Raw genomic sequence first — 15,720 nt, 5'->3', positions numbered from 1 at the left:
CCCCCCGACGCCGGGGGGCCGACCGGTGACCGGTCGGCCCCCTTCTGTGCGGTCCGGTCAGCCCGCGGGGCGCTCGGCCAGGCGGGCGAGGGCGCGCCGGCGCGCCCTCGCCAGGCAGGCGGCGCACGGCTGCTCCAGCGGCGCAGCGCCCGCAGGGGTGAGCCCGAGGTGCTCGTCCAGCAGGCGGCGCAACACCTCGTTGCGGCCCCGCCCGTACAGCTCGGCCATCATCTGCCAGGGCACATCGTGCAGCCGGGTGGGGTGCATGGGGATCTGGCCGTCCGGGTTAGGGGGCCGCCCTCGCCCCCGCGGCACCTCAGAATTTTTTGTCATGCAGAAAAACTACCGTTTCCGTGGCGGCGGACGCACGCCCGTGCTAGATTTTCTGCAATACAAAAAATCGTTGAGGAGGGGCGCATGTCGCTCACGATCACCCGCCTGACCAACGCCGACCGCGAGTTCTACCCGGTCATGGGCCCGTTCCTGGCCAACCGGGACGTGGTCAAGTTCGTCGGTGACAAGATCTGGGACGACCCCGGCAAGACGTGGTTCGTGGCCCGCGAGGGCAGCGACGTCGTCGGCTTCGTGGCCGTCACCGAGCTCAAGAAGCGCACCCTGGCCGAGAGCCTGTACCTGGCCGACGCCGACCGCACCGACGCGGCCGCCGCGCTCGTCGCCCAGGCGGTGCGCGAGTTCGGACACGACCGGCACCTGGAGGTCACCGTCAAGCGCGAGAACGCCCCCGCCTACACCGGCAACGGCTTCGCCGAGATCGGCCCCGTGGGCAAGCACTTCCTCAAGCTCGCGCGCGCCGCGACCGTGACCCGGGGAACCCGCTGACCGCACTCAGCTGCGCAGACCAGGGATGCCGCCCGGGCCGCCCACCGGCTGGTCCGGGCCCCGGCCGTCACCCAGGACGGCCGCACCACCAGCGTGAACGCCTAGGAAGAAGCAGACCATGACCGATCTCGACCTGGTCGCCCAAGCCTTCGTGGAAGAAGGCCGCGACCTGTTCGCCCGCGTGGAAGCAGCCGGATTCCCCTTCGCCGAGAAGATGGAGCTCATCAACCAGCTCCGCGATGGGATCCACCAGATCAGCCCCATGAAGAACCAGCCCGTGGACAACGTGCGGTGGTTTCCCAGCTCCCAGGTGCAGGGCAACGCCTACAACCCCAACGAGGTCGCCAAACGGACGATGAAGGCCCTCAAGGCCTCGGTATCCGAGGACGGCTTCACCCAGCCCATCGTGGGCTGGCCCGGCGAACAGGAGGGCGTCGAGGTGGAGGTCGTCGACGGCTTCCACCGCCACCTCGTCGGCAAGGAGATCGACGAGCTGCACGGGTACTTGCCGGTGGCCATGATCCGCCCCGAGCGCACCAGCCTGGCCGACCGCATCGCTTCGACCTGGCGGCACAACAAGGCGCGCGGCGAGCACATCATCGCCAAGTCGAGCGAGGTCCTGCGCCAGCTGTCGAGGGAGGGCAAGTCCGACGAGTTCATCGCCCAGAAGCTGGACATGGACCTGGACGAGGTCGAGAAACTGCGCTCCCAGGCCGTGATGGCCGAGGAGTACGCCCACGAGGAGTACTCCCAGGCGTGGGAGCCCGACGGATTCATCGACTTCGCCGACGAGCTGGAAGCGGACGGCCCCGGCGACTACGACACCTTCGCGCTGCCGCAAGAGGGCCACGGCCCCACCGCGGCGGACCTGGCCGACCCCGAGCCGCCGGGAGCCGGCGCGGCCGGAGCGCCACAGGCGCCCCCGCACGCCGACCCCGAGAAGGAGTCCTGATGTCCTACGACATCCGGGAGGCCATGCACGCGGCGACCCTGCTCACCGCGGCCCGCGGCACCGGGACCGCCAGCGCCCGGCGTGAGCCCGGCACCGACGACTGGACCATCACCCTCCCCGGCCGCCAGGCCTACCGGAAGAACATCGGCGACCTGGAACGGGTCTACACCGAGCTGGCCCCGGCCCAGCGCCACCAGACCACCACCGAGATGGTCCTGGAGGCCGTCGTCGAGATGACGGCCTTCGCCGACGACGGCGTGCGCCTGTACACCGCGACCCGCACGGGCCGCTCCTGGGAGCTGCGCACCCCCGACGGGGACTCGGCGCAGGTACCGGGCGGCATCGGCCACGCCTGCTACACCCTGCTCTGGCTGGCCCGGGGCTCGATCCTCATCCAGGACGGGCTCCTCATCGACCTCGACCTGTAGAACACCCCCGGCGTCCCCGGACGCCGGGGCACCCGACCCCCCGAGGAGGAACCCGTGAGCCCCACCCGCACCCTGGTGCCGGTGACCGTGCCCGACCAGGAGAAGAAGTACACGTGCTGGGCCAAGACCCTGGAGGGCCTGGACGAGAGCGAGCGCGGCGGCCGCGCCATCCAGGGCCAGTGGCTGGTGCGCGGGCTGGCCTACGAGCTGCCCGAACGCCTGCTCCTGGTGACCGTGGAACGCCACGACGTCCACTACTCCGAGGACGTCCACCTGACCCTGTGGCAGGTCGACGCCGCCGCCGAGAACGGGCTGCGCCAGCTCTACACCTCCGCCAACAAGGGCGGCTTCATCGGCAAGCGGATGCTCGGCGTGCTGCGCACCCGGCTGCGCACCGCCCGCCCGGTGCTCAACCCCGGGTCGGTCAAGGCGCTGCAGCGCGAGGAGGAGCCCGAGCGCCGCAACGAGCGCCACGACCGGTGCCGCCACTGCTGGGGGCCGGTCCGCCCCGGCGCCGGGCGGCTGGTGCGCACCCCCGACCGGATCCGGGTGGAACACCTGTCCTGCCCGCCCATGGCCAACGAACACGAGGGAGAGTGCGCCCACTGCGGAAGGATCGTGCCCGCCCTGTCCGGCATCCTCGTCCCGCGCTCGGAGGCCACCTGGCCCTCGGAGGCCGACGCGCGCCGCGAGGCCGCCGGACAGGTGCTGGGCCGCTACAAGGCCGCCCACGCCCCGCTGTGCCCGGACCTGTCCATCCCCGAGCCCGCCCCCCGGGCCCGGGAGAACTGGAAGGCGGGGCCGTGCGTGCGCTGCCACCAGTACGTGCCCGCCCAGCGCGGCCACCTGACCGGCACCCCGGGCGGGGTGCGCCGCGTCGTGCACCCCGGCCCCTGCCCGCCCTACGCCCATGCCCTGGAGGGTGTTCGCACCTGGACCGTGGAGGAGGAGGCCGCCGGCGCGGCCTACGACTACCCGCCCGGCACCGTGGCCCGCGTCCACCAGGAACAGGACCAGGGCGGCCCCGACCAGGGGCCCGGGTGGCGGCCCCTGCTCGGCGGCGGCGCCAGCCTGATCGGGGTCGTGCTCGCCGCAGCCGAGCACCGCGACCGCGCCCAGGACGGCACCTGGTCGGGCCGCCTGGCCACCGTGTGGCGCCCGGCCACCGAGGCCGAGGCCGCCCCCGTCCTGGAAGGGGAGGAGCGCCGCCTGGCCGAGGCCGGGCTGACCGCCCGGGCCCGCCGCGCCCTGGCGCTGCTGCCCGGCGCCGCCCCGGCCGACGCCGTGGCCCCGCCGGTGGAGGAACTGCTGGAGGTGCGCTTCGCCGACCTGCCGCGGGTGTGGGTGCCCGCCGGGGCCGGACGGGCCGAGAGCACCGTCTTCCTCGATGAGCGGGCCGGGCAGGTCATCACCGTGGTGCACAACTCCGCGGAGGGCGACGACTGGTCGCTGTCCAACTGGGGCGGCTACATCGCCTACCGGCACCCGCTGACCTGCGAACGCGCCGCACTCGTCCACGACCTGGGAGAACACCGGTGATCGACCACCCCCCGACCCCCCGCGCCGCGGGCCCGATCGGCCGCACGCCTGCCCCCGGACTGGAGAGCCTGCCCCCCGTGCTCCTGCTGCTGCCCGGCCAGGAACCCGCCTGGGCCTGGGCCCGGGCGGCGCACGAGCGGGGCTACGCGGCCCGGGAGCTGCCCGCCGACGAACAGGGGCGCCCACGGCTGCTCCTGGGCGGGTCCACCTACACCGTCGCGGTCCGCCCGGCCCAGGACGGGTCCTGTTCCTGGACCAGCCCGGTGCTGCGCCACCCGGTGCGGGTGCGCGTCCGTTACGGCCGGCCCAGGGCCACGGTCCACGACGTGCTCGCCGACGGGGGGACCGGCGCGCAGCGCGACGCCTTTGACCTGCCGCGACCGATGTTCCGCCTGGAGGACCTGCTCGCCGCCACCCGAAGCTGGGGGCTGGCCCCGGCCCGGGCCGTGCTGGGCGGCTACACGCTCTACCCCGGCTGGAGCGACCACGGCGACCACGCCGAGGGCACCGGCGAGATCGGCATGCCCGAGGACGAACTCGCCGCGGCCGCCGTGCTCCCGGTGAAGGTCGCAACGTCCCTGACGGGGCCGCTGGTGCGCCCCGCCCCCCGCGGGTGGAAGGTCCAGAGTTGCGGCGACATGGCCGCACTCACCCCCGACGGGGTGGCCTACCACGGCCTGAACCACACCGAACTGATCGCCCTGCTGACCACGCTGGGCGACCTCACCCAGGAGGAGGCCCGCGCCGCGGCGGCGGAGGCCTTCCACCACGAGACCCAGTACTTCCTCGGGCCCGCCCCCGGCCAGGAACCCTAGCCCCGGCCCCGCCGCAGGCATGAAGCCGAGCCCTACGAGCTGTAACCAAGCACAGCCCGCCCACCGCAGGACAACAGAGCCAAGGGAGAGAGCCGTGAACACCGACAACATCGAGACCGTCGCCAGCTACACCGAGGACGGGCTGACCTACGAGATCGACCACCTGGGCATCACCCACCCCACCCAGCGGGGCGAGTACGCCGTCTACCTCGACGGCCGCCAGGTCGCCGAGTTCTTGGCCTGGGGCACCTTCCTGGTCCCCGAGGCCCAGCCCGAGGAGCTGCCGCCCCCCGGCGACCTGATCGACATGGCCCGCCGGGCCGTGCGCGACCAGGACTGAGCTCTCCTGCCCGGCCACCACCATCCCCGCGGACGCGGGGACGGCCCGCCCCGATGAGGGGGCGGGCGGACGATCGGAGGGCACATGTACGGATACGACTACGGAATGGTGGCGGCCTACCAGGTCGCGCTCCCCGGCTGGTACCTCGTCTACGCCGAGGACCAGGGCGAGCGCCATGTCCTGTGGGGCTACAACGGCGCAGGCGAGCGCGAGGGCATCGGCCAGGTCGAAGGGGATCTGGCCGAGGCCATCGGCTCCGAGGTCGCCCAGATCCGGGCGCGCAACGGCGCGCGCGACACCCAGGGTTTGGACCTGGTGGTGCTGGACGAGCAGGTTCCCGCCCAGGAGCCCGGCTACCTGGACGACCTGCTGGAGGCCTCCCGCGCGCACGCCGCCGCGAAGACCCCCCGGGCCAAGAGGGCGGCGGCCATCCGCGCCATGGAGGGCCTGCCCGAGGACGAGTGCCTGTACGACGCCGACGCCGGCTACGAGTCGACGGACTGCGACTGCCCCCTGTGTGACCGGTAGCCCTCGCGGCGGGCCCGCCCCGCCCTGACCCACGAACCGACAGTGCCCGCCCCTGCTGCGGGGGCGGGCACTGTCGTACCCCCCCGATAACACAGATGTGCACCCAAACCACGGAAAGTGAGGATCATCCGATGAGTGAGCAGATGAGCGGCCCCCAGGAACGGACCGTCCAGCAGGCCCTGGCCGCCGAGGTCGCCCGCGCCCGCAACACCCGCGTCGACTACTGGCACGACTACCGGGGCCGGACCCTGGAGCCCTACTCCGAGGCGATCGGCATCGCCTGCGAGGTCAGCGGCGCCGAACCCGACACGGCCGAGCACACCGCCGCCTGGCTGGTGCTGGTCCTGGCCGGCCACACCGGCACGCCCCTGGTGAGCGCCCCGGTGCGCGAGCCGGACCAGGGCCGGGGCCTGAGCATGGGCCGCTACCTCAAGGAGGCCCTGGGCACCCACGACCCCCTGGGCGGGCACTCGGTCGCCTCCCGCACCCGCCAGCTGTACAGGGCCACCACCGGCTACGCCCACCTCGACCAGGGCCACCTCCTGAAGGAGGTCACCGACCTGATCCGGGTGGGGACCAAGACCACCGACCGCCGCCCCGACCCCCTGCGCCTGCACCACGACCTGGTGGCCCTGTTCGGCGGCCGCGGCCGCCAGGCCGTCCACGAGGCGGTGCGCGGCTGGTACACGGACCTGCTCACCGGCCGCCGCAGCTGACCTTCCCACCCAACCCGCCAAGACGGGGCGCCCCTCCCAATCGCCGTGGGAGGGGCGCCCCGCGAGAGGACATCATGCCAGCGTTTGACCTGATCAGCGAACCGTGGGTGAGCGTGGACGAAGGCCAGCCGTGCGGGCTGGCCCGCCTGCTCACCGACGCCCACCGCCTGTCCGTCCAGGTCAGGGGGCCCGAGTACACCGCGCTGATGCGGGTGCTCACCGTCCTGGCCGCCCGCATCAGCGGCCTGGACGCCCACACCAGCGAAGAGGGCTTCGCTGCCCACCGCGCCCGCGTCCTGGCCGAGGGCCGCCTGGACGCGGCGGCCGTGGAGGACTACTTCGCCGGGAACGCCGACGCCTTCGACCTCTTCGCCCCCGGCCGTCCCTGGATGCAGGACCCGCGCCTGAAGAGCGCCTGCCCCAAGACGTCGGGGCTGTGGAAGCTGGCGTGGGGGCGCGGCACCCCCGACCGGCCCGCCCACTTCTGGTGGGGCCCGCTGGACCTGCCCATCCCCGCCGCCCAGGCCGTCCTGGACCTGCTCACCCAGCTGATGTTCGGGGCGGGCGGCAAGGTCACCGCCCGCGAGACGGCCCCTGGCGGCAAGCGGGCCTCCACCGCGGGGATGGGGCCGCTGCGCGGGTCGGTCTCCTACCACCCCCACGGCTCCACCCTGTTCGAGAGCCTGCTGCTGGGGATGCCCTACGCGCCCCGCACCGGGGACGACCCGGCCCCCTGGGAGGGGCCGCTGCCCGATCCGATGGCGCCGGTGCCCGCCCCCACGGGCCTGGCGACCCTGCTGCTGGGCCGCGCCCGGCACGCCATCCTGCTCGAAGCCGACCCCGACGGCACCCGGGTCCTGGACGCGTGGGTGACCTGGGGCGCCCAGGCCGCCGAAGAACAGGTCCGCGACCCCTTCCAGCTCAGCTTCGAGCGCTCCATCGGCGGCCGCGCGGTGCCCCTGGGCCAGGGGCAGCGGCCGGTGTGGCGGGACCTGCCCGCCCTGGTCGACCCGGCCAGCGCACCGCCGGCCTGGACCCGGCTGTTCGAGGACGCCCCCGCCCTGGCGGTGCCGCCCCGGCTGGGCCTGTACGCCTCGGGCATGGAGCAGGACCGCGGCAAGAGCCGCGACCACGACACCATCGGCCACCTGTACTTCGACGTGGGCGCCGACCTGCTCGACGCCGACCGGCGCACGGCCCTGGTGGAGCGGGCCACCCGCGCCGAGGAAGCCCTCCAGGCACTGGAGGAGGCGCTGGCCCTGACCCACCGCCTCACCCGCCGACCCAGCAAGGGCGAGGCGCACGACATCGTGCTGCAGTTCCAGCGCGACGCCGAAACCTACGTGCTGCGCGCGGCCGGACCCGACCCGCGCTCCCAGGCCCTGGGGGTCTGGGAGCGGCGGATCCGCCCGCACCTGGGCGGCTCCCCCGAGGAGATCGCCGCCGACATCAAGGGCCGGGACCTGCTGGAGAAACTGCCCGTCCCGCCCCCCGCCGCCGCGGCGCCGCAGGGCGGCCCGGCGCCGCTGCCCGGCCACGACCAGACGAAGGAGAAGGAGGAGGCGTGGACCTGACCTGGCACTTCATGCAAGCGGCCGGAGCGGCCGCCGTGGCGGCCATGACCGGCCGCCCCACCCCCGCCCACGTGCGGGCCGGCGACCTGGACCGGGCGGTGCGCACCATCGTGGACGACGCCGCGGCCGCGGCCCGCGCCCCCAAGAAGGGGCCGGGGTACGCGTGGCAGATGGCGCTGGCCGCCGCCTACCCCAACTCCCCCGCCACCCACCCCGCCCGGGGCACGTGGAGTGAGCAGGACCTGCGCGCCCGGCTGCAGGAGCTGTTCGCCCCCGACGCCGAGGACGCGCCGTGGGCGTGCTGGGCCTGCCAGGGCCCGGCCTCCCACCGGTGGGGCAAGTCCCTCTGGCCGCTGACGGACTCGGCCCGGGAGATCAACACTGTGCCGCGCACCGCCTACGGGCGGGCCCAGGGCGGCATGCCCGCCTGCCGCTCGTGCCGCATCGCGGTGTGGGCCCTGCCCTACGCCAGCTCCCACGACGGGGCGCACATCACCAGCATCGACGCCTTCGACGACGTGGACCTGCTCATGGGGACGGCCCGCCTGCTCGTGCCCCACAACCGGGCGGTGATCGACGCCCGCGAAGCCGCCTGGCCGCACCCGCGCACCCCGGCCGGGCTGCGCGAGCTGCTCACCCAGGGGGCGCTCACCCTGCACGTGTGGCGCAACGACAACCGCGACCCCACGGTGGTGAGCCAGTTCCTGCCCGCCGCCGCGCCGCCCCCGGCGCCCGACCGCACCACCCGATCCCGGCACACGAGTACCCACACCCGGGGAGCCACCCGATGAACCCGATGAGCACGACGCTGCTCTCCAGCTCGGCCGCCTTCGGCGAGCCGGTCGAGGGCTACCACCTCTCCCCCGCCCACCCCCAGTGGGAGGACCTGCCCGTGCACGCCCGCACCTGGATCCGGATCCAGACGCAGGAGGGGCGCGTGGTGAGCGCGGCCGCCGAGGACACCGACCCCGGCCCGGGCCGCACCTACCGGATCTCAGCCGCCCCCCAGTGCCACACCGCCCGCCTGACCCGGCAGTTCACCCCCACCAGCCCGCTCCGCCAGCTCGCCGCCCGCCGGGAGGGCCAGCCCACCGACACCTGGGTGCTGAGCGTGTCCCTGGCCTACGCCGAGCGCCCGTTCGGGCACACCGCCCATCCGCTGGAGGAGCATCTGTCCGGCACCGGCGACCAGGTTTTGGCCCGGGCCCAGCGCCTGCTGGACGAGCACGGCTACGCCCTGGACGGCGCCTGGCGGCGGAAGGAGGACGGCCTGCGCGAGGTGGACCTGCACCCCCGGGAGCACACCAGCGCCTGACCGCCGAACCCGGCCCCGGGCTCCCGCGAGGAGCCCGGGGCCGGCCCCTTCCCACCCCACAGAGAGAAGGCGAACCCGTGACCGACACGAAGGACCTGGCCCAGATGCGCAGCACCCTGCGCGCGATGCTCGCGGACCTGGACACCCTCGACCGGCCCGCGCCGACCCGGCACACCCCGGCCGGCCCGGTGTGGGAGGTTCGCGAGTCCCTCCCCCGCCCCTCGACCTGGCGGGTGCGCGCCCACGAAGGCGAGGGAGGGCTCATCGACTGGCAGCTCCCCGAGAGCGAGCGGATCTCCGCCGCGACCCTTCCCGGCGACTGGAGCATGCTCACCGTCCTGGACGCCCGGCGCGTGGCCGCCGCCCTCCTGGCGGCCTGCGACTACGCCGAGGAGTCCGCCCAGGGAGTCGTAGCGCTGCGGGCGCGGCGGCGGCACCGGGCAGACTCCGCCCCGGGGGACGGCCCACACGGCTGCTCCCGTCCCAGCTGAGCCGATTCCGCCCCGGCGGGGCACCACCCGTGACAAGCTTGTATACGAAATCAGAAGGGGTGGGGTGGGATGGACGAGAGCACCGCACGGCCCATGCAGGGCCGCATCGCGGACGACCTGCGCGAACAGATACGGAGCGGTGACCTCGCGCCGGGGGCCAGGCTGCCCACGCTGGCCGTGCTCGCGACCCGGTACGCGGTGAGCGTGATCGTGGCCCGGCGCGCCGTGGAACTTCTGCGCCAGGAGGGTCTGGTGATCAGCCGCCGCGGCAGCGGCAGCTACGTCAGGCAGGCGCCCCCGGTGCACCGGTACAACATCGACCGTTACAGCCGGAAGATCTGGTCAGGCGGTGAACCGCAGCCCATCCTCCTGGCGGAAGCGGTCGGCCAGGGGCAGGACGCGGAACAGGGCATGAGCACGGACCGCATTCCGGCACCGGACTTCGTGGCTCAGCGCCTGCCCGACGTGGAACCAGGCGACCCGGTCCACGTTCGGCGCAGGACGACCACCCTCGACGGAGTCCTCCACCACAGCGCTGACTCCTACTTCGCCCTGGCCACGGGCGACCGCGCCCCCGCGATCGTGGACGGGGCGGGTCCGGGCGGGCACATCGCCAGGATTAACGCGCTCTCCCCTGTCCTGAGCGTCCAGACAGAGCTCACGACCCGGATGCCCTCAGGGCAGGAGGCGGAGAGACTGCAGATCCCGCCGGGTACCCCGGTCTTCTCCGTGATCCGCACCTACCACTGCGAGGACGGCCCCCTGGACGTGACCCACGTCGTCATTCGCGGGGACATGGCAGCCTTCGACCACACCTTCCCCGTGCCCGACTAGACCCACTTCTCCTCCCCCCTTCGCCCAGGGCCCCACCCGGTTACGCCCACTGAGCCTCATGTATGCCCCGCACACGCGGGGCCGGCCCGCCCCGCCCGGGGACGGGCACCTACCGCAAGGAGATCCATGAACAACACGCTGAAGGTCACCGTCGCGGATGTGCGGAACCTGCTCGCCGACGACCGGGACGACCCGGTGCTCTACGTCACCGAGGAGGGAGAGCTGGATGTGTGGGTGGAGGCATACGTCCCCGACCACCAGCGCGTCGCCCGTCGGCACGAAGTGCAGGATGTACTGCTGCCGAAGGGTGCGGACCCCCTGACTGAGGAGGACATCCGCGGATACCTGCCCGGGCTCCAGCGCGAGGTCGACCAGGTCGTCGGGGCCCTGGCCTCCTGACCCTGGGAACGGGGCTCCGCCCGCAGGCAGCGCGGGCGGAGCCTCGCCAGGATACAGAGCAGCGAGTTTCTGCACGCCGGGCGCCTCCCGCCCGGCGACGGCACAATGAATCGGTCACCTATCCCGCGCGCGCGGGGATGCACCCCGGGTCCGGCGGCACAGCCCCGGACCCGTTCTCCCCGCATCGGCGGGGACGGCCCCCACCCCCTGGGGGCGAGACCTCCGCGCCCGGCCTCACACCGCCGGGCGCGGTTCCCTGACGCACGAGGAGTGACACTGTGTCACTGGATCTTTTCGCCGCCCCGTGGATTCCTGTGGTCTACCTGGACGGCACTCACGGCGAGGTCGGTGTCCGCGACGCCCTGACCGACGCGGCCCGCATCCGTACCGTCGCCGCCGAGGACCCCACCGTGGATGTCGCCCTGCACCGGCTGCTGCTGGCCGTGGCCCACCGCCTGGCCGGAGAGGTCGCCCCGCAGGCGTGGCCCGCCTGTGGGAGTCGGGCCTGCCCCTGGAGGGGCTGGAGGAGATCGGCGCCGGCCGGTGGGAGCTGCTGCCCGCCGACGGCTCACCCGGATTTGCCCAGGACCCCGTCGAGCGCCCCGAAGCGGCCCCCGTGGCGTCGCTGACCATGCTGGCCGAGCGCGGCGCCGGAGCGGGGTTCTTCTGGCGCATACCCGAGTCGCTGACCCCGGCCGAGGCCGCCCGGTGGCTGCTGTGGTGCCAGTCCTACGACACCGCGGGCATCCGCGCCGCGCACGGCAAGGGACGTGACTCCGGTGTGCCGGTCGGCCCGGCGGCCGCCGCCCCCTACACGCGCCTGGTCGGCCGATCCCTGGCCCAGACGCTGCTGCTGAACCTGGCCCCCGGCGCTCGCGGCCCGGCCGGAACGGGGTGGTGGGAGCGCACCGAACCCGTGGTGGGGCGCCGCCGCGGCCGCACCCCGGAGGGGATGGTGGACCTGCTGTGCTGGCCCGCCCGCCGCATCCGCCTCCTGCCCGACGGCGACGGCCTGGTGCGCCGGGTGTACGTCACCGGCGGCGACGACCTCAAAGCGCCCGCAGACCCGGGCCACGGCGCCGACCAGTCCTATCAGGACGCCTACAAGCGGGTGCTGCCCCGGTCGCTGGAGGCCACCGTCCCCGGCTTGACCGCCCCGACCAGGCGCCGCACCGCGACCCCGGTGACACCGGAGGCCATCACCTGGCTCTCCGACCGCCACCACCTCCTGAACCAGGTGACGGTGGAGACCACCACCATGGCCACCGACAAATACAGGTCCACGATCCAGGACACCCACGCCCGCACCTGGGACCTGCCCGCCGCCGCCCTGGTCCCGGGCACCGACGCCCATGCCCGCCTGGTCCAGGTGCGGAACATGCTCCACCTCGCCGACCACGCGGTGCGCGCGGCCGCGGCCGCGACCGTCCCGGCCCGGTCCTCCCACGCGCCGGAGCAAGCGGAGAACTTCGCGGACCGCGCCCGCCACCAGTGGTCCGGGGACCTGGCCCCCGAACTCGCGCACCTGGACTCCGTCACCGGGGTGGCACAGGGCAGGGAGGCGCTGGTGGCCGTGGTGGATCAGCACATCGAGCTGGCCAGCCAGCGCCTGCGCGGCAACCCCGCCCGCCAGGCGGCCGGCGTTGCCACGTTGGCCCAGGCCCGCGGGCTCCGCGACCAACTCGCCCGGTACGGCCTCGACAGTCAGGCCGAGGAGACCCCCGGCATCGGTCGGTAGGCGGTGCCGGCGCTCTTGCTGGCACCAGGGCCAGCATGCTCATCGCAGGACGCCACGAGCGATCGGAATATTGTGTGCCTCGAACTCCTGACAACCCCGTCGAATGCCTCTCGGTCACAGGCCGCTGACATAATCTCGGCCATGTCATCTCCCCACCCCTACCCTCCGCTTCCCCCGCAGGCGCCTTCCCCCGCGCCCGCACCACGCCAGAGTCGCCTGCGCGGCGGGTACATCGCGAGCCTGATATCCCTGGTTGCCACCCTGATGGTCCTCGGGATCCTGTTCGCGTTCGGCCCCTGGGTGCGCCAGCCGGCCCCGGAGTTCATCACCGAAGTCACCGACGAGCCCTTGCTGATCGAGGTGGACCTCGGAGAGGAGCACCTCGGCGAACTCGGCGTCTACGGCCGTTCGGGAAGCTTCGGGTGCGCGGTTCGCAATCCGTCCGGGACCCTGGCAGAGGGCACCAGGCACTGGGCGAGCCGATACACCTACGGTGACAGCGAGTGGAATCTGGACAACGTTTTGGAGATCACCGAGACCGGCACCCATGAGATTTCCTGCACCAACAGGGGGGACGCCGGCATCGCCACCATGGACGTGGTCGAGAATGCTCCAACCCGGCAGATGCTGTGGGCCATCACCTGGGTCAGCCTGCCCACCCTGGGACTGGTCACCACCGTGGCCCTGGCCGTAGTCACCCTGGTACGCGCCCGACGCCAGAAGGCCGCCGCCGACCAGCTTCGCTGACCACGACACACAGCCCGCACGGGGGTCCGCCGCAGAGCGGGCCCCTTCTGCTGTACGGAGACCCTCTCCGGAGCCGTGCGCGAGGCCCTATGAACCTGACCTGAAACATTCCCAGGTCACGAGCGATTCGAGGCGATATCGGGGTCGAAACCGGTTTCGAGTCGCGGTGAAACCCAAGAGTTTCACCGCGACCGGAGAGTGCAACCCTCTCCGACCTGCGAGGGTTTCACGGGTTGCAGGGGTTTCACCTACTGACGCAGAGCGCCCCGGCACGATGTGCCGGGGCGCCACGAACAGTCCTACGAGGCGGGCCACTCGTAGTGGAGCACCCACTGGGACGTCGGCATTACGTGAATGCAGATTTCCACGGGGCGGTCGTCGGCACCCCACGCTGTGTGCAGGACCTCGATCCAGGCACGGGCGGGCACGGTCACATGCCCCAGCTCGCGTTGCGCACCGCCCCGACCAGGTCGCCTACCTGCCCGGGGGTGTCCAGGGTCGCCCGGTAGAGGGACAACCAGGCGCGTGCCTGGTCGGCGGTGGGCTCCGGGCGCCCCTCCAGTGCCTGCAATGCCGCCCCGACTTCCTCGCCCCGGCACCAGGTGCGGGCGGTGGCGGTGTCGCCGTCGGCGGCGAACAGGAGCGCGGCCAGACAGTGCCGCGCCCACAGGGCGGGCCCCGGCGCCGGGCCGGCTCCGACCAGCAGTTCACCGGCGCGGGCGTAGGCCCGTTCCCACGCGCCGGCCCCGTGCGCGTGGTGGTCCACGAACGCGGCCGCGCCGCCGTAGGTGCTGGCGAGCGCGGTCAGCGCCCGGTTGTCGTGGCCGCGCTGGTAGCCGGTCACCGCGGTGGAGCGGCCCTTGCGTGTCAGCTGTTCCCCGCACCCGCACCGGCAGTACGCGGGCGGGCGCGTCAGGTAGGCGATGGGGTTGCGCGAGGTCGTCTCGGGCTCGGGGCGGCCCAGGTGGGCCGCGGCCACCGGGTGGTCGGGACCCAGGACGGAGCCGACGATCGCCCGGCGGCGCGGCCCGGCCGGGACCAGGCGGTCGATCTCCACGACCAGGCGCACGGTGCCCTGCGCGGTGATCAGGGCGTAGTCCTGCTCGTCAGCGTTCGGGCCCAGGACCCAGCAGCCGCGCCCGGCCTCGTACACCTGGTGTTCGTCCAGGTCGGGCGACCACCCCACGTGGTCGCGGCCCAGGGGGTCCAGGACGGGGTCGACGGGCCTGCGCGGGCCCAGGCGGATCTGGATCACGGCACTCTCCTCGGTTTGCGATGATGGTGGTGGCCCCGCTCCTTGGGCGGGGCCGCCGGGGGCCGCCGGTCGGCAAAACGGGCGGCCACCGGCAGGCGGGGCCGCACCCCTTGCGGGTGCGGCCCCGCTGTGCTCAGGCGCCGATCTGGGTGCTGGCCCACGTGCTGCGCAGGAGGCGGTAGGCCAGGCGGGCCCGGCCGGTCTCGTCGCGGGCGTGGGCGGTGCGGGCCGCCTCGAAGTCGGGGTAGGCGGAAAAGCCCCAGGGCCTGCCCCGGGGACCCTCGGGCTCCTGGTGGGCGACGCCGTGGTGGGTGAGCACCGAGTACACGCCCCCCTCGTCCCAGGGCTCGGGTCCCCGGCCCGGGTCGAGGTCCTCCCGCACACGGGCGTGCAGGTCCACCGGGGCGAGCATCAGCGTGGTCTCCTCCCGCAGCACGCGGTAGGTGCGCGTGCGCGGGGGCGTCTGGGCGCTGAGGTTGTAGGCGGTGCGCAGCGCCCGCTCTCGGTCCCCCAGGTGGGTGTGCTGGGCGTACTCCCAGGACGTGGACGTGTCCTCCTTGGACATGAGGCGGTGCTCCACGTGGTGGTCCAGGGGGCCCACGGCGGCACCGGCCGGGCACCGCACCAGCGCCTCCCAGTGCACCAGCGCCGAGTAGGAGGGGCCGAAGCCGCCCAGGGCGAAGGCCCGCTCGGGGTGGTCGCCCGGGGCCTGTTCGCCGCGCAGGTCGGGCGCGCCGGGGGTGCGCGTGTCGATCAGGTGCAGGTCCCCCTGCTCGCCCCACAGCGGCAGCAGGGCGTCGGTGAAGGGGTTGGAGGCCTGGTCCTCCCACAGGAGACGGGAGAAGCGGCACGCCTCCTCGAACCCGACGTGGAGCAGGGAGTCATTCAGCTCCTCGCGGGGGGCGTAGATGCCGGGGTCGTCCGGTGTGCACACGGTGTCGGCAGCGACGTAGCCGCCGAACCAGCCGAGGTCGCGCACGTACCCCATCGCGGGGGTGAAGGTTGTAGCAGTGCAGGTCATGGCAGTCCGTTTCCTTGGGTCGGGGGGTGAGGGTCGGCATGCTCGCCCCCTCCGACAAACGAAGTTCATACTTGCAGTTCTGGAACTGCAAGTATGAGTCTGTCACATCTCGCCGATACTTGCAATTCTGGAAAAGCAAGTATCGGTCCCCGGTTGGGGTCTGTGCTGGCCCGCACGAGTCCCCACCC

Annotated in this window: 19 protein-coding genes and 1 pseudogene; 17 read left to right on the top strand and 3 right to left on the bottom strand. The window is 73.4% G+C overall.

Going from position 1 to position 15,720, the window contains the following annotated elements:
- Positions 1-57: 57 nt before the first annotated feature.
- Positions 58-267, bottom strand: coding sequence for a hypothetical protein (locus ABZ234_RS08705; protein ID WP_355011621.1), 210 nt, complete (start codon positions 265-267; stop codon positions 58-60).
- Between the two features lie 150 nt (positions 268-417).
- Between ABZ234_RS08705 and ABZ234_RS08700 the strand changes: the two genes are divergently transcribed.
- The 17 genes and pseudogenes from ABZ234_RS08700 (at position 418) to ABZ234_RS08620 (ending at position 13,256) form a co-directional block, all read left to right on the top strand.
- The gene (locus ABZ234_RS08700; protein WP_355011620.1) at positions 418-840 is read left to right on the top strand and encodes a hypothetical protein; all 423 of its coding nucleotides are present in this window, start codon (positions 418-420) and stop codon (positions 838-840) included.
- A gap of 118 nt (positions 841-958) precedes the next feature.
- Positions 959-1,792: a ParB N-terminal domain-containing protein gene (locus tag ABZ234_RS08695; protein ID WP_355011619.1), complete on the top strand. Its 834-nt coding sequence runs from the start codon at positions 959-961 to the stop codon at positions 1,790-1,792.
- Positions 1,792-2,220: a hypothetical protein gene (locus tag ABZ234_RS08690; RefSeq protein ID WP_355011618.1), complete on the top strand. Its 429-nt coding sequence runs from the start codon at positions 1,792-1,794 to the stop codon at positions 2,218-2,220. Before ABZ234_RS08695 ends, ABZ234_RS08690 begins: the two co-directional genes overlap by 1 nt.
- A 54-nt stretch (positions 2,221-2,274) precedes the next feature.
- Positions 2,275-3,759, top strand: coding sequence for a hypothetical protein (locus ABZ234_RS08685; protein ID WP_355011617.1), 1,485 nt, complete (start codon positions 2,275-2,277; stop codon positions 3,757-3,759).
- Positions 3,756-4,574: a hypothetical protein gene (locus ABZ234_RS08680; protein WP_355011616.1), complete on the top strand. Its 819-nt coding sequence runs from the start codon at positions 3,756-3,758 to the stop codon at positions 4,572-4,574. Before ABZ234_RS08685 ends, ABZ234_RS08680 begins: the two co-directional genes overlap by 4 nt.
- A 94-nt stretch (positions 4,575-4,668) precedes the next feature.
- Positions 4,669-4,914 carry a hypothetical protein gene (locus ABZ234_RS08675; protein ID WP_355011615.1) on the top strand — a complete coding sequence of 82 codons (246 nt, stop codon included), beginning with the start codon at positions 4,669-4,671 and terminating at the stop codon, positions 4,912-4,914.
- Between the two features lie 84 nt (positions 4,915-4,998).
- Positions 4,999-5,442: a hypothetical protein gene (locus ABZ234_RS08670; protein ID WP_355011614.1), complete on the top strand. Its 444-nt coding sequence runs from the start codon at positions 4,999-5,001 to the stop codon at positions 5,440-5,442.
- Between the two features lie 131 nt (positions 5,443-5,573).
- Positions 5,574-6,158, top strand: a complete 585-nt coding sequence (locus ABZ234_RS08665) for a hypothetical protein (RefSeq protein ID WP_355011613.1) — start codon at positions 5,574-5,576, stop codon at positions 6,156-6,158.
- A 74-nt stretch (positions 6,159-6,232) separates the two neighbouring features.
- On the top strand, positions 6,233-7,732 hold the full coding sequence (locus ABZ234_RS08660) for a type I-E CRISPR-associated protein Cse1/CasA (protein ID WP_355011612.1): 1,500 nt from the start codon (positions 6,233-6,235) through the stop codon (positions 7,730-7,732).
- Positions 7,723-8,523, top strand: a complete 801-nt coding sequence (locus ABZ234_RS08655; RefSeq protein WP_355011611.1) for a hypothetical protein — start codon at positions 7,723-7,725, stop codon at positions 8,521-8,523. Before ABZ234_RS08660 ends, ABZ234_RS08655 begins: the two co-directional genes overlap by 10 nt.
- The gene (locus tag ABZ234_RS08650) at positions 8,520-9,047 is read left to right on the top strand and encodes a hypothetical protein (protein ID WP_355011610.1); all 528 of its coding nucleotides are present in this window, start codon (positions 8,520-8,522) and stop codon (positions 9,045-9,047) included. The genes ABZ234_RS08655 and ABZ234_RS08650 overlap by 4 nt, the downstream gene beginning before the upstream one ends.
- 77 nt (positions 9,048-9,124) lie before the next feature.
- Positions 9,125-9,538: a hypothetical protein gene (locus tag ABZ234_RS08645; RefSeq protein WP_355011609.1), complete on the top strand. Its 414-nt coding sequence runs from the start codon at positions 9,125-9,127 to the stop codon at positions 9,536-9,538.
- Positions 9,539-9,607: 69 nt separating this feature from the next.
- A complete protein-coding gene (locus tag ABZ234_RS08640; protein ID WP_355011608.1) occupies positions 9,608-10,372 on the top strand; it encodes a GntR family transcriptional regulator in 765 nt (254 codons plus the stop codon).
- Positions 10,373-10,498: 126 nt separating this feature from the next.
- Positions 10,499-10,771: a hypothetical protein gene (locus ABZ234_RS08635; RefSeq protein ID WP_355011607.1), complete on the top strand. Its 273-nt coding sequence runs from the start codon at positions 10,499-10,501 to the stop codon at positions 10,769-10,771.
- A gap of 278 nt (positions 10,772-11,049) precedes the next feature.
- Positions 11,050-11,196: pseudogene (locus ABZ234_RS08630) on the top strand (type I-E CRISPR-associated protein Cse1/CasA); the annotation flags it as partial.
- Positions 11,197-11,252: 56 nt separating this feature from the next.
- Complete coding sequence (locus tag ABZ234_RS08625; RefSeq protein ID WP_355011606.1) at positions 11,253-12,509, top strand: type I-E CRISPR-associated protein Cse1/CasA; 1,257 nt, start codon at positions 11,253-11,255, stop codon at positions 12,507-12,509.
- Positions 12,510-12,650: 141 nt separating this feature from the next.
- Complete coding sequence (locus ABZ234_RS08620) at positions 12,651-13,256, top strand: hypothetical protein (protein WP_355011605.1); 606 nt, start codon at positions 12,651-12,653, stop codon at positions 13,254-13,256.
- 430 nt (positions 13,257-13,686) lie between these two features.
- Here ABZ234_RS08620 and ABZ234_RS08615 read toward each other — a convergent pair whose 3' ends face one another.
- Entirely contained in the window at positions 13,687-14,511 is an 825-nt protein-coding gene (locus ABZ234_RS08615; RefSeq protein WP_355011604.1) for a hypothetical protein, read from the bottom strand.
- A gap of 133 nt (positions 14,512-14,644) precedes the next feature.
- Positions 14,645-15,532 (bottom strand): hypothetical protein, encoded by an 888-nt coding sequence (locus ABZ234_RS08610; protein WP_355011603.1) that lies wholly within the window; start codon positions 15,530-15,532, stop codon positions 14,645-14,647.
- Between the last annotated feature and the right edge of the window lie 188 nt (positions 15,533-15,720).

The organism is Nocardiopsis sp. NPDC006198 (assembly GCF_040613895.1).
Classification (GTDB): Bacteria; Actinomycetota; Actinomycetes; order Streptosporangiales; family Streptosporangiaceae; genus Nocardiopsis; species Nocardiopsis tropica.
This window is presented reverse-complemented; position numbering and strand designations above follow the sequence as displayed.

Coding starts and splice junctions, on each gene's coding strand:
- ABZ234_RS08705 (WP_355011621.1), bottom strand. CDS start 267: ATGCACCCCACCCGGCTGCACGATGTGCCCTGGCAGATGATGGCCGAG.
- ABZ234_RS08700 (WP_355011620.1), top strand. CDS start 418: ATGTCGCTCACGATCACCCGCCTGACCAACGCCGACCGCGAGTTCTAC.
- ABZ234_RS08695 (WP_355011619.1), top strand. CDS start 959: ATGACCGATCTCGACCTGGTCGCCCAAGCCTTCGTGGAAGAAGGCCGC.
- ABZ234_RS08690 (WP_355011618.1), top strand. CDS start 1,792: ATGTCCTACGACATCCGGGAGGCCATGCACGCGGCGACCCTGCTCACC.
- ABZ234_RS08670 (WP_355011614.1), top strand. CDS start 4,999: ATGTACGGATACGACTACGGAATGGTGGCGGCCTACCAGGTCGCGCTC.
- ABZ234_RS08665 (WP_355011613.1), top strand. CDS start 5,574: ATGAGTGAGCAGATGAGCGGCCCCCAGGAACGGACCGTCCAGCAGGCC.
- ABZ234_RS08660 (WP_355011612.1), top strand. CDS start 6,233: ATGCCAGCGTTTGACCTGATCAGCGAACCGTGGGTGAGCGTGGACGAA.
- ABZ234_RS08650 (WP_355011610.1), top strand. CDS start 8,520: ATGAACCCGATGAGCACGACGCTGCTCTCCAGCTCGGCCGCCTTCGGC.
- ABZ234_RS08640 (WP_355011608.1), top strand. CDS start 9,608: ATGGACGAGAGCACCGCACGGCCCATGCAGGGCCGCATCGCGGACGAC.
- ABZ234_RS08635 (WP_355011607.1), top strand. CDS start 10,499: ATGAACAACACGCTGAAGGTCACCGTCGCGGATGTGCGGAACCTGCTC.
- ABZ234_RS08620 (WP_355011605.1), top strand. CDS start 12,651: ATGTCATCTCCCCACCCCTACCCTCCGCTTCCCCCGCAGGCGCCTTCC.
- ABZ234_RS08610 (WP_355011603.1), bottom strand. CDS start 15,532: ATGACCTGCACTGCTACAACCTTCACCCCCGCGATGGGGTACGTGCGC.